Here is a 13498-nt window from a genome sequence, read left to right on the forward strand (position 1 = left end):
TAAAAACAAAAAAAAGTGGCGCCTAAAGACTCCACTTTTCGTGATACAGATCAAATAAATAAGATGTTTTTTTAAGTTGTAATGTTGGGATCAATTAATATTTATCTTCAGAATAAAGATTAAAAAGTTCAATTAAACTGGCGAGGTTATCGATTTGCAGTTTTTCAAAAATGCGGTATTTATACGTGCTTACCGTTGTTTTTTTAATTTTTAGTAATTCCAGGATTTCCAGATTACCGTAGCCTTTAATTAACAAACGCGCTACTTCAATTTCTCTGTTTGATAAAAGATCCAAAGGATTAATTGGTTTTTTTGAAATATAAGAATCTAAAATTCGGTCTTTAACACTTGGTGTAATAAACTTGCCAGACAACATCATGGTATTGATGGCGTGTTTCATTTCTTCTTCGGTACTTTCCTTGTTTAAATAACCGGAAGCTCCCGCATTTAGATAACGCATGGCATAAATATTTTCGTCGTAAGCAGAAAACATTAAAACTTTAGTAGCAGGCTGAAGAATTTTAATTTCAGGTAAAATATTTAAGCTGTTTCCATCCGGGAAATTCACATCCAAAATCAATAAATCGATGGTGGTTTCGCGTAGAATTTTAAAAGTATCTTTAAAGTTACCAGCCTGGAAAATTTTTGCGTTTAAAAACAAATCTTTAATAATAAGAGAAACTCCCTGACGCAATACGCTATGGTCGTCGGCAATTAAAAAATTATAGTTGTTGGATGATTTCATTAGTTAAACAATTAATTTGGTTTTTTGGAGTGTTAATACGCGATGGCATAATAAATTCGTTATTATGCCTCATACATTTTTTTTGTTTTTTTTAAATTTGACTTAATATGAGGTTAAAAGTTACAGTTGTACCATTTCCTTCTTTGCTCTGAACGTTAATTTCGCCGTCAAACAGTTCAATTATTTCCTTGCAGAGACTTAGTCCGAGGCCAACGCCCAGGTCATTTATTTTTTTGGAAGTAGTACCCTGATAATACGATTCAAAGATTCTTTTCAGGTCTTTTTCAGAAATCCCGGTTCCGTTATCGTGAACTTCAATTTGTAGGTTCCGTTCAAAATCCGAAAGGTCTTCAAGGTTAATCGTGATCGCAATTACACCATTATCTGTAAACTTATTGGCGTTTCCTATGATGTTGTAAAAAAGCTGATGAATTTTTGTGGCATCAGAGTATACCTCGCAATCTTCGTTTAAATTTGAATTTATTTCGATTTTATTGCCCTTGGATTCAACCAGCGAAGACATCGATGAAACGATTTGATAGATTTCGGTTTTCAGATTAAAATTGGCACATTTTAAAGTGGGCTGATAATTTTCATCCTTGGAGTATTCCAAAATTTGATTCGCCAAATGAACCAGGGCATTTGTGGTAAACTGAATCGATTTAAAAGTGTCTTTTATTTCAACATCAACAATCGACGAACTTACTTTTTTACTGTAAATCGAAATGATATTAAGAGGCGATCTGATTTCATGGCTGATCATACCCATAATTTTATTTTTAAAATCTAAGCTCTGACGAATCTGGTCCTGCGCTTTGGTTAATCGTTTTTCATATTCGAATGCCAGTCTTGTAAAATTAAAAAGGATCAGCGAGATGATAAACATTAACAAAACCAGCATTACAATACTATAATTCCGAACTTTTTCACTGGAATTCAGTTGGTCCTGAAGCTTGTTTTGAGAATTTCCCTGAAGTGTATCCAAAGCATTATTGTAATTAGGTAAAATTTCCTGGCTTAAACTCAGCAGTTCATTATTAAGTTTAATGAGTTTTAAGTCCTGGTTTCTTAAATTGATGAAGGATTTCTTTAAATGATTAAATTCGCCTGCATAATATTTGTCTGTGGTTTTTAAGACATTCTTAATCTGGTCTTCGACACTTCCGGTTGTAACTTTGTCTTTATATTTCATGGTTACAATCGTATTGAGCTGCTCTTTCTGGATATCTACTTTTCCTGAAATAGCATCGCCCAGTCTTGAAAAAAGCCCTTTTTTTGAAACACTATCGACCATGATATACGAGTCTGTTTTAAGACTGTCCAGCGTTTTTTTGAATTCAAACTTCTGCAGCTTAAAGTTCTTTATTGCCTGATTATTGTTTGGATCACTTTGTAAAGTAATGATAGAATCAATGGCAGATTGCAAAGCTATAATGTCTGCTTCTGATTTTTTTTTACGGATCAATATACTTTTAAAAGCCTTGTCATGCTGAGTGACTGTACTCAGGTTGTTTACAAGTTCTTTTGCTTCAGTTAAAGATGTAGTGTATTTGTCTAAAGAAACTTTGTCTTTAGAAATAATATAATTATTAAAATGCTTTTGAGAATCTATAAAGGAGTTGCTTACCTTACTGGTCAGCTTTGATATTCGATTCATTGAATTAAAAGTGCTGTAAACTTTTGAAAGTTCAGCTTCTTTTTTATTTTCATTATACCAAATTGCAACAACTGCGACCTCCAAAAAAATTACGGCTGCCAACAGGGCATAATGAATTGTTTTTCTGTATTTAAATTTTAATTTTCTCAAACTGGTGGTATTTTCTTTAAAATGCTTTTTAATCAAAATTTATACTTTAAATAGTAAAAGATGCGGAGTATAGAAAAAATCTAACTCGTTTAATGGTTATTAGTTTTTTTTAGCCGACTCATTAAGTAGTACTGGTACTACTTTTTTTAGAATTAATAATTGTTTAGATGTTGCGATGCTGATTAACTCACTTTAGGTGAAATTAATCTGATAAATCAATCGTTATTTTGAATATTTAATAACAAAATTTAACCAATGCATTAATTTTTTGATAAAAAATTAACGTTAAGCTAAATCAAAAACACATATTTAAAAGAGATTTGGGGTAGGTCTTTTAATTCAGTAAATAATTTAATATGTTAATACAATCTACATATTTAAATTCATTTATTCAAAAAATATATTTGTTTTTCTTTTTTTAATTAATGGCAAAGATAACTTGCTTATACATAGTGGCGCGTAGAACATTACGATATTGGCTGTAGAACATGTACTACAATTTTTAGAGCCGTATTTCCGATTTTGAAATAAAGTGTAAAATTATAAAAAAGATCTTTAAATTTTACAATTATAGGGATATTCCTCTTAATCAGAGATTTTTTGAATATGTTTTTGACTGCTGATTATCAATGTTTTAATCTTTGTTTTTTATTCGTTTTTGAGTAGTTTGTGCCGCCTGATCGGGGCTGGATTTTTACTGCTCATTTTTTTCATGAATCATTGTAATTTAATTTTGGCGAAAATTTTAAACAAAATAAAAATGAAAAAAGTTATGCTTACTTTGGTTTTTGCTGCTGCAATTACAACTATAAGTGCTCAAAACAAAACTGAAGAAAACAACAAATTAGATTTTAATAAATGGTCTGTCGAATTAAGCGGGGGATTCAACAAACCTCAACGACCAATGTCAGAAGGTTATTTTACCTCTACGCCAAGTCCGTATGTTGCAGATTTAGGAGTTCGTTATATGTTTAATAATAAATTTGGTTTAAAAGCCGATTTTGGTTACAACAGTTTTACAGGAAAAAATAACTCCCTGGATTTTGATACTAAATACTACAGAGCAGACATTCAGGCAGTAGCTAACTTAGGCCGAATCATGAATTTTGAAACCTGGACCAATACAATTGGTTTGTTAGGTCATGCGGGTTTTGGACTGGCACAATTAGAAGATCAGAATTCTGCCTTAAAAGACAGAATGGGAAATTTTATTGCAGGGGTAACAGGTCAGATCAAATTATCGAACCGACTTGTTTTAACGGGAGATTTTACCACTATTCTTAATACTAACCAAAACATTGCTTTTGATGCAGCAAGTACTGCAAACACAAGAGGTTTTGGCGGAATTCTTTTTAACGGAACCGTAGGTTTGACCGTTTACCTGGGTAAAAACGCAAAACATGCTGACTGGATTGTGGATAACGGAGGTGAAATTGATGCATTGAAAAAACGAATTGCAGATATTGAAACGTCAATGCTGGATACGGACAAAGATGGTGTTGCAGATTATTTAGACGAAGAACCAAACACAGTTTCAGGTGTGATGGTAAATACTAAAGGAAAATCGATCGACTTAAACAACAATAACATTCCGGACGAATTAGAAAGTTATTTAGTGAAAACTTACGGTAAAGACCAAAGCAAAACAACACCGGATAATAACGAATTGATTAAAAACTTAATTAATGGCGATTATGTGTGTACGTATTTTGATTACAACAAAACAACACCAACAAATGTATCTACAGAAGGTATTGATTTTATCCTGAATTATTTAAGAAAAAATCCATCTTCATCTGTTGAAATTATTGGCCATGCTGATGAATTAGGAAGATCAGCTTACAATGATAAATTGTCTAATGACCGTGCTGTCAATGTAAAAAATACCCTGATCAAAGCAGGTATCAACGAATCAAGATTAAAAGTTGTTGGGGCAGGAGAAGATACATCAGTAGACAAAGATTCTGATGCTGCCAGAAAATTAGTGCGCAAAGTTACTTTTAGAGTGAAATAAAGATTTGGGTTTTTTGTTGATAAACGGGCCTTAATGTTGATTATGAGGCCCGTTATCTAGAGATATTTATATGCTTCGATTGCCGCAATAAATGTATCATCAGCGATAAAATGTGGTAAGCAAAACTCACAGAGTCGGACAATCTTTGAGGGAAAATGAGGAATCATCTCTTTTGATAGATGGTATATTGGAGCGTATAAATTATCTTAAATTTTAATACCCATTCATAAAAGTAGTTGCCCTGAATTATAAAAATAAATGAATGTATTAGCAACACTTTAAAATGCCACAATGGATAAAGTCGTAAAATTAAAAATCAAAAAGGAGATAGGAAACCAGAAAGAACTCAGTGTAATTAAATTAAAAGGACAGTTGATTTCTAAAGGGTATACAGAGATTATTCATTTTGTTGAAGAAGATGAACAGTTTTATATCAATGCCTTTACCCTTGCCTCAGCGACACGGGATGTAGTTCATAATTTTATTTTAGATTTTATAACTCAGGAAAATCTTGACGACACCATTGTACTTTATTCCAATAAAATGACAAAATAACCGTTATAAAGGTATCTTTTATATACGCCTTAAGCCTGAATATAATAACACAGCTTTAATTTAGAAATTTGAATTAGTTTAATTTATAAATAGAAGCCTTAAGAGTTGTTGAAAAACAGCTCTTTTTTTTTGCAGTAAATCTGCTAAAGAAAGTCTGTTCTAAATATTTGATTTGAATAATGAGTTTATGATTTTCTTTTTAGTCGCAATCTTCTCCTTCTTCACCATTTTTTGAAGAGTAAAACAAAGCAAAACCCCAAAACTACCTAATACTCCCATAAAAATCCAATTGCTGTTATACCCGTAATGCTGGATAATGGCCATACTTGTTTTGGTGCTCAGAATATGTGCAATACTATAACTAATAGTAAAAACGGCCATATACTTTCCTTCCTGAGATTTGTAAGCCCGGCTCATAGCAAATGAATTGGCAAACGGAAAAGTAAACATTACACCAAAAGCCATCAAAAGCATCATGACAATCAAAATTCCGCTCCAGGGAATTAAGAGCAGGAAATAACTAACAGACATCAGGGAAAGCCCTAAGAGGATAATTTTGATGTTATCGGTTTTATTTCGTTTCATGTGATTCACAATAGGCAGTTCAAAAAGTAAAATCAGTAAACCGTTCATGCTTAAAAGAAGGCCACTATCAAATTCAGATAATAAAAATTGTTCTTTATGATACAAAGGCAAAGTCGTAAAAATTTGAAAAAATAAGATTCCCGTGATCATCGAAATACCCAAATGCAATAAAAAAGGCTTATCCCTGATTATCGTATACTTTTCTTCCGGGATTATATGCTTTTTAAGTTTAAAAGGAAGCTTTTTCTCTTTTACAAAAATGGCAAAAACTAAAATGGCAAGGATACAGGTTGATCCGTCAACATAAAATAAGTACTGATACCCCACTTGCATAATAAGCAAGCCTCCCAAAGCAGGACCAAACAGAAAACCCAAATTCACTGCAGCCCGGACCAATGTTAAGGCCTGAATACGGTTTTCTTTTTTAGTATACGTATTTAATGATACCAGCATTGCCGGACGAAACATATCGGCTATGCTCGTTAATATTAGAATTGCGGCACAGAAAGCTTCAAAAGTAGTGATGTATTGCAGCATAAAAAAGACGATTCCGCTGGCAAAAAGGCTAAAAAGCATTACTTTATAAAAACCTATTAAGTCAGACAGTTTTCCGCTGAGCCAGGTTCCAATCATGGAACCAATTCCAAAAAATACCATAACCCAGCCAATTTGATTATAAGTAAAATGCAGGTTTTCTTTCATGTATTTAGAAAGAAACGGAATCACCATAGTTCCGGCTCTGTTGATAAAAGTAATTAAAGTAAGGATCCATATTTCCTTTGGGAAATTTTTATAATTATCGAGATAGTTTTTGAACATTTCTTTTTAAAATTTTCGCAAAAGTAGAATTTTTTACAAACCTGTAAGGGTAAAAAAAGACCTTTTTTTGAGTCGTAAAGCCTCTGAAAATCAATAGTTAGAAATTTGTAGAACGACAGATTATCAGACTGTAGAATGCTTTCTACAAAACCTCATTACATGTTCTACAGCGTATTTATTTTGTCAAAATTACTTTTGCATTATCAAAATAGAGTATGAATGTATTAGTATTAAAAATGAAAAGAACAACTTGTAATTTTATATTTTATTTATTGCTTCTATGCAATATTCAGGTTCAGTCGCAATCTCTTTACGGCGGAATCGAAATTGGAAGCAAAGGAGTAAAAATGTCTGTCATTGATGTTCAAAACTCAAAAAAAGGAATATTTGAAGTAAAAGATTTCTGGACTGAAAATACCGGAATATCAAGAGGAATGTCTATCGACGGAAATTTAGCAGAAAGTGATATCGATTCTACCAGTACTATTGTTTTAAAAAACTATAAAAAATTGCTGGTGGATTTTAAAATTGAAAACCAGAATATTTTTATAGTTGCTTCATCAGGAGTTGGAATGGCAAAAAATGTAGACGATCTGGTACAAAGAATAAAAGTGCTGACCAATAAAGATCTGGATGTCATTACGGCATCATTAGAAGGAAAGCTGCTTTTGAAAGGCTGTATTCCGCCTAAAAATTATTTGAACTCCATGATATTGGATATTGGCGGAGGAAATACAAAAGGAGGTTACATCAATGTGGTCAATGGGGCAAATATATTTTTCCCTATTGCCGTAGATATTGGTACGATCACACTAACAGAAAAAGTGATAAAGAGAAATAAGCTAAAACCTTCTCTGGATTATAAAGAGGCTTCTTTTGATTATATGCCCACATTAAGAGAAGATTTTGAAAGAATGTATTCGAACAGGCCGGAGTCAGTAAAGAAAGAAAACATTTATTTATCGGGTGGTGCTGTCTGGGCATTTTACACTTTGTTTAATGAGAAATCCGCAGAGAATAATTTTAATGAAATTCGGTATGAAGATATTGTTTCATCAAAATTTATTATCGAAAATAATTTCGGAAAAATAGTGAGTTTATCGCTAACGAACCCTGATGTAAAAAAAGTTCTGGAGACCTATTCTCAAAAAAACCTTATTGCGGCCAGTAACATTTTGCTTACCGCATTAGAAGAAATCCCGAATATCAATAACAAGAAAATATTCTTTGCAAAGCAGGGACAAGTCGCATGGTTAGTAAGCTACATTGTGGATCACTCAAAAGGATCAAAACCGGTTTATTAAGATAGCAGTAAAAATAAATTCCTTAAAGCGGAAGTAACAATAGTAATTTAAATAAAAAAAGAATGTCAGATTTTTTAAATCAATTTGGGGAAGACCTCAAAAAAAATGTCCCGGGTTTTATTGCCGTATCAGTAGCTGAAATTAAAAGTGGAATATCGTATTTATCATTAACCGTAGTTCCTGATTTTGATCCGGAACTGGCTTCTGCCTTTAACTTAGAAGTCGTTAAAGCAAAAATGAATGCCATTAATGTGTTGGGATTAAATGATCAGGTCATCGATAATATTATGATTACGCTCTCGACTCAAATTCATATCATCGATATTTCAGACAATGGCGAGTATTTTATTTATCTGGCCGTAGATGCCACAAAAGCAAATTTAGGAATGACAAAAGCAATCCTGAATAAGTATAAAAAAGAAATCGCAAGCAAGCTGTAAAAGTTGATTTGAAAGGCCGGAATTTGAGAATGCCTTTCAAACTCTTTCAAGGCTTTTTATAAAATGGGTATGCATTTTATACTGTATATCCAGTAAATATTAAAATTTTGAGAAGCTACCTATACTAACGAAGAGATTGTGTTTTTGGAAAATAGCAAAACAATTCCCAACAGTTGAATTGTTTTTTTGTACCGTATTTAGTTTTTGCACATTGTTTTTTTATTTATCTTTTTGTTGTTTCAGATGGCCTACTTGTTGTGTTTCATTAGGGATAACATCGATTTGGGGTCGAGCTAGGCTGTCTGATCAACATTAAACTTTTGTATTTGTAATTGAAAAATGATCAGGTAGCTGTAAAGTTTAAAATATTGAATTTTATTTTTTGTAGAAATTTAAAAACCTGTAAAATATTGTTTTACAGGTTTTTTTATGGATTTTGACACTGTCAGAATTCATTTAGAATAAAATTTCACTACGCTCTTCTTGGTATTTCAACATCTGCCAGGGATCGTAATGGTGTATCATTTTTGTCTTTTCTGACATCTGCCTCTCTTAGGGCATCAGGAAATTGTAAACCGGTCATCTCTTCTACTTTGGCAACTGTTGTTTGAGAATTATTGAGATCTCCTACGGGCAATACTTCAAACGGAATATCTTTTGCCCATTTTTGTTGAGATACGACATAAGCACTGCTAAAAAGTTTTCCGGTACTGTCAGTAACAGCGACTATTTTAAAGAAATACTGCGGAATTTGTACCCCTCTGTGTAGCTCATCGTTTTCATCAAAAACGGGTCCCGAAAATACAGATGCTTTCAGATTGTCTTTATCGGTATTGTATAAAATATAATTTTCAAGTCCCTGCCAAAGCTCCTGTTTTTGATTAAAAAACCAATATTGCGGTGAACAATTTGGCCAGTGAAAAGTATCCTCATCAGCCAATAATGCCTCATCGTCAGTTCCCCAGTCCGGATCTTGCCTTCTTACCAGATGACCACGATCGAACCAGCCTTTTTTACTTCCGCCGGGAGAAGGTTCGTTCGAATACATTTCTTCCCCTAATTGTACATCCAGAGGGATTCTGGAATCATAGTACCATTTATCAACACCGCGCGTTATATTTTTCCAGGTATTTCCGTCGATGTTCACTGCAGTTACAAAAGCTATTTTTCGTTTTGAATTGTGGATTACAGAAAAATGCTGGTATTTCAGGACGTTGTCCAATGTTCCCTGCACAGGTGTTATTGGCCCATATTTTAAAGCTCGGGCTGTCACTTCGGGTAATGGAAGGTTAATTCCTAAAAAGCCATCCTGATAACCTGTGCGTCCCGTATAATGTTCTAAAGGCCAGATGTTTTTTGTTTTTTCTGTATAAGATTCAAGAAGGGGAGAAGTGGTAACAATACTTTCTTTTGTATTTGAAGTTGTGATAGATTTAACGCCCAGTACATCGTCGAGAAACTCTTTTAGAAAAGACAAATTAGCAGACTGATTTTCGGGTAATCCAATATGATTTTTAATGTAGGCTACAATTCTGCTGGTGCGAATACCCTCGTTTGCGATATAGGAAAGATCTTCTTCATATTCATTTTCATCATTTTTTGGAATCCATTCGCCCGAAACCAGTTTTACTTCAATTGTACCATTGTTATTTCGGCTATCGGCCACACTGCTGTGATGTAACGCTACAACCTGCCACTGGTCATTAAATACCGCAGCTCCCGAAGATCCTTTTGCAGTATCGCATTCATACCATATTTTAATATCTTTATCCGGATTTTCATCTCCGATTTTAATGACTTTATTTTCTCTGATCGAAATGTATTTTTCATCTCCATTAGGATGCTGGATAATAGATACAAATTCTAGTTTTTCTACTTTATGGAGCGCGGGATTCATTCTCAGGAAACCATAATCGGCAATAGAGGTTATGTTATCATCAGCAATATTCGACACCCCGAGAATGGTAATATCAAGTTCGTTTGCGATACTGGTCAAAAATGTTTTTTCAGGTTGTATTTTAAAGCGTTTGCCTTGTTGTAAAAGGCCATTATTATCAGCCTCATAACCAAATTCTGCAAAGGATCTTGCAGCACTTTCAGGATCCGGTATTACATGGTTGTTGGTAATAATAAGATTGGGTGTAATTAAAAATCCAGTGCCCCAGGAACCGCCTCCAAATTTGTCTGCCACGTAAATTCGGCAAACCGCTTTACCGGCCTGCATACCGCGCGACAAATAATTAAATCGCAAAAGATCATTACGCCCCATATAGCGTTCCAGATCTAAAACTGTAATTCCGGCACCACTATCAGCCATACGGCCAACACGCTTAGCAAAAGTGGTTAATTTGATGTCGGTTTCCTGACTTTTTGATAGTTGCTTTTGACTCTCTAATTCTCTAATAAAATGTTCTTCGTAAAATGTTGTAAAATTTGACATGGTTTGAGTATTTAGGTTATTAATAGATGGAAAAAGAAGCATGGGAATTACAAAAAAAGATTATGATTCCTGAGAGGGAGAGCAAACAGTAAGAAGGAGTACCTAAGGATTGTAACATCGTTTTATATAGTTTCTCAGCATAATCAATTTTAAATTATTACCTGTAAATTTAGGTTAAATGCTTGAATTACAGATAAGTGTAAATACCTGTTTTTGAATGTAGAGCAGTTTTACACACAATTGCTATTCTTTTATCCTTAGAAAAAGAGATACTATTTTTTTGCGCACGAGAGCGTATCGGCTTTGAACAAAGCCGTTTTAAAATTAAATAGGATAACTTATTTTATGAGAACCGTAAGAAGGGGTATTATGAGGGAAGAAGTTTTGTTTATTTAAAATGTACATCGATTAGGATGTAAAAAAAATGCGTTCTTTTTTCATTCTTTTTCTAAAATATATAAGCGGTGTTTAGATTTGTTAAATAAAAGTTTTAGGGCTCGGGCGAAGCGAACGGGGGACGTAATTAACCAAAACATCTTAAGAAACATATTTATTTTAGATCCCGGAAATAGCCCGATATAATTCAGCATAATGGCTCACAAGATCAACCAAAGTAAAACCACGGTTCAAACCACTCGGATTTGGAAGAACCCAAACCTTAGCGCCACAGAAATCGTCGGGTTGTAATCCCCATGAAATTTGTTTTTTACCTGAAAAAGCAATGTAAGCGGCTTTGCCCAGAAAGGCAATATATTGGGGATGGAATTGCTCTGTTTTATTTTTAAAAACGTCAATAGATTCTTTGAACTCTTCTTTTGAAAGTTCATCTGCACGCGCTGTTGCCCTTGCAACTGCAGTGGTAAGTCCTAATCCTAATTCGAGAATAGTTTTGTCATTTTCAGGTTCGATTTGTTTGGGTGTAAATCCTGACTGGTGCAAAACTTTCCAGAAACGATTGCTTCTCCCGGAAAAATGATGACCGTCTAAAGCTGATTTTAGGCCAGGATTAATTCCGCAAAAAAGAACTTTTAGGTCTGGACCTATAATATCGGTTAATTGTGCTGGCATTATTTTATTTTAAGAATTGAGATTTAAACTTTATTTGGCTTGCTTACATATTTGTTGTTTTTAATAAAAAACCTCCAGGGCAAAAGCGCGTCTTCCTGTGCGTATGCCACACCCACTCTTGGCGTAGCTGCAACCTCATCAGGATTGTAGCGAATGCCGTGATCTTCAATCCAGATTTCTTCTCCGGTTAAATCTTTTTGATTAAAAGTCCTGTCGATTCCCAAAGCTTTGGCTGCAGAACCCGGACCGGCAGAAATAGCTCCTTTGCTGGCAGGCATATTTCGTCTTAATTCCATGATGTCTTTGCCTATTAGAGGTTCAACTGCTCTTATTAAAATGGCATGTGGCTCACCATCAACAGAACTCACCACATTAAAAAGATTATGAATGCCGTAGCACAAATAAACATACGAAATACCACCCTGACTGTATAATGTCTCAGTTCGGTCGGTACGCCGGCCACCATAAGCATGAGAAGCTTTGTCCTGTACACCAAAATAGGCTTCGGTTTCGACGATTATACCTGCGGTTATTTTTCCTTCTATCTGAGTAAAAAGTACTTTTCCCAAAAGATCTTTCGCCAGAAAGAGAACATCCTGATTTAGATAATAAGAGAATTGTAATTTAGTTGGATTGCTTTTGGAATCTTTAGACATGAACTACTGGATTATAATGTTGTAAAAGTAATACATTATCTAAAAAAGATTGTGACGGGATTCAAATTCCGCTCCGTAAAATACTATGGATTCGCTTAAATTTTTGGCATAAAAAAGCCTGAAAACTATTGTTTTCAGGCTTTTACAAACGTTACGATTATATATTTTGATTTTTTGACGTTAACGCATTGCAATTCTTAATTTTAGACCATAAGAAACCAATCTCATATCTCTTGCCAGGCCTGAATCAAATACACTATTGTATTTAAATTGTACCGGCTGTTCTGGATTGTATTGTACTAAATTTTTATTTTCACTTTTATCATAAATGTTATTTAATCCATAATCTAAATACACGCCAATGTAAATGGAATTTTTACTTCCAATTTGCTGTTTTAGACCTGTTTCGAAAGTTGCGGAATACGAAGTTTTAGTATCAAGGTCCTGTTTAGGTGTTTGTACATTATTTGTATTTGCAAAACCGGCAAATGCAGGATTAAACAATTCTACATTGTATTGTGGATAATAACCACTTGTAGTAAGGTTTCCTATAGTCGATTCATAAGTTCCACTTGAAGGAAAGCCTACTTTTGCTCCGGCAGCAACATATAATTTTGTGGTACCGGGAGTTTCAAACTGAATGCCTATTGGAACATTAATGTATCCTAATTTTTGTTCTTCTCTTAAATTTGTGGCCTTGTACCTGAACTGAAAAGCTTCGTTTTCACCGTCAACACTATTGTATTGCCCCGCAGTATAACTATATTTCAAATCAGAGTTGTAGGTTTGATATTCTACGCCAATTCCAAGACTAAGACCTTCACTTAAATAATAGGAGTAACGAATTCCTGCATTGATGCCATTCCCGGGTACGGTTTCTCCTGCCGAAGTCGATTTTATAAAGGAAAACGGGCCTCCTGCATAAATAGAAAATTCGTGTTTTTTATCCTGACCAAAACTGTTAAAACATGCAGCTAAAAGTGCAGTAATTATAGCGAGTGATGTTGTATATTTTTTCATCTTAAGTTATATTATGCCAGTACCATTTTGATCTGGTACCGGCAG

At 34.0% G+C, this 13498-nt stretch carries 11 protein-coding genes; 4 read left to right on the forward strand and 7 right to left on the reverse strand.

All coding sequences use genetic code 11. The features are described 5' to 3' along the window. Nucleotides 1-94: 94 nt before the first annotated feature. Both ACHRWY_RS23800 and ACHRWY_RS23805 read right to left on the reverse strand, forming a co-directional pair. Complete coding sequence (locus ACHRWY_RS23800) at nucleotides 95-745, reverse strand: response regulator (protein ID WP_395357884.1); 651 nt, start codon at nucleotides 743-745, stop codon at nucleotides 95-97. A 91-nt stretch (nucleotides 746-836) separates the two neighbouring features. Next, nucleotides 837-2552 carry a sensor histidine kinase gene (locus tag ACHRWY_RS23805; protein WP_395357885.1) on the reverse strand — a complete coding sequence of 572 codons (1716 nt, stop codon included), beginning with the start codon at nucleotides 2550-2552 and terminating at the stop codon, nucleotides 837-839. 760 nt (nucleotides 2553-3312) lie between these two features. Between ACHRWY_RS23805 and ACHRWY_RS23810 the strand changes: the two genes are divergently transcribed. Together ACHRWY_RS23810 and ACHRWY_RS23815 are read left to right on the forward strand one after the other, a co-directional pair. Further along, the gene (locus ACHRWY_RS23810) at nucleotides 3313-4566 is read left to right on the forward strand and encodes an OmpA family protein (RefSeq protein ID WP_395357886.1); all 1254 of its coding nucleotides are present in this window, start codon (nucleotides 3313-3315) and stop codon (nucleotides 4564-4566) included. 291 nt (nucleotides 4567-4857) lie between these two features. Next, complete coding sequence (locus ACHRWY_RS23815; protein WP_395357887.1) at nucleotides 4858-5121, forward strand: hypothetical protein; 264 nt, start codon at nucleotides 4858-4860, stop codon at nucleotides 5119-5121. A 159-nt stretch (nucleotides 5122-5280) separates the two neighbouring features. On the opposite strand, the gene ACHRWY_RS23820 is transcribed toward ACHRWY_RS23815, so the two are convergent. Further along, a complete protein-coding gene (locus ACHRWY_RS23820; RefSeq protein WP_395357888.1) occupies nucleotides 5281-6525 on the reverse strand; it encodes an MFS transporter in 1245 nt (414 codons plus the stop codon). 236 nt (nucleotides 6526-6761) lie between these two features. Between ACHRWY_RS23820 and ACHRWY_RS23825 the strand changes: the two genes are divergently transcribed. Both ACHRWY_RS23825 and ACHRWY_RS23830 read left to right on the forward strand, forming a co-directional pair. After that, nucleotides 6762-7829: a Ppx/GppA phosphatase family protein gene (locus tag ACHRWY_RS23825; protein ID WP_395357889.1), complete on the forward strand. Its 1068-nt coding sequence runs from the start codon at nucleotides 6762-6764 to the stop codon at nucleotides 7827-7829. Nucleotides 7830-7891: 62 nt separating this feature from the next. Further along, the gene (locus ACHRWY_RS23830; protein WP_395357890.1) at nucleotides 7892-8269 is read left to right on the forward strand and encodes a hypothetical protein; all 378 of its coding nucleotides are present in this window, start codon (nucleotides 7892-7894) and stop codon (nucleotides 8267-8269) included. Between the two features lie 472 nt (nucleotides 8270-8741). Here ACHRWY_RS23830 and ACHRWY_RS23835 read toward each other — a convergent pair whose 3' ends face one another. From ACHRWY_RS23835 to ACHRWY_RS23850, 4 genes are all read right to left on the reverse strand, one after another. Further along, on the reverse strand, nucleotides 8742-10709 hold the full coding sequence (locus tag ACHRWY_RS23835; RefSeq protein WP_395357891.1) for a DNA/RNA non-specific endonuclease: 1968 nt from the start codon (nucleotides 10707-10709) through the stop codon (nucleotides 8742-8744). Between the two features lie 555 nt (nucleotides 10710-11264). Beyond that, nucleotides 11265-11777, reverse strand: a complete 513-nt coding sequence (gene mug, locus ACHRWY_RS23840; protein WP_395357892.1) for a G/U mismatch-specific DNA glycosylase — start codon at nucleotides 11775-11777, stop codon at nucleotides 11265-11267. Nucleotides 11778-11800: 23 nt separating this feature from the next. Next, entirely contained in the window at nucleotides 11801-12433 is a 633-nt protein-coding gene (locus ACHRWY_RS23845; protein WP_395357893.1) for a DNA-3-methyladenine glycosylase, read from the reverse strand. Nucleotides 12434-12613: 180 nt separating this feature from the next. Continuing rightward, a complete protein-coding gene (locus tag ACHRWY_RS23850; protein ID WP_395357894.1) occupies nucleotides 12614-13453 on the reverse strand; it encodes a hypothetical protein in 840 nt (279 codons plus the stop codon). Nucleotides 13454-13498 lie beyond the last annotated feature (45 nt).

The sequence above is a fragment of the Flavobacterium sp. FlaQc-48 genome, assembly GCF_044007335.1.
Lineage (GTDB): Bacteria > Bacteroidota > Bacteroidia > Flavobacteriales > Flavobacteriaceae > Flavobacterium.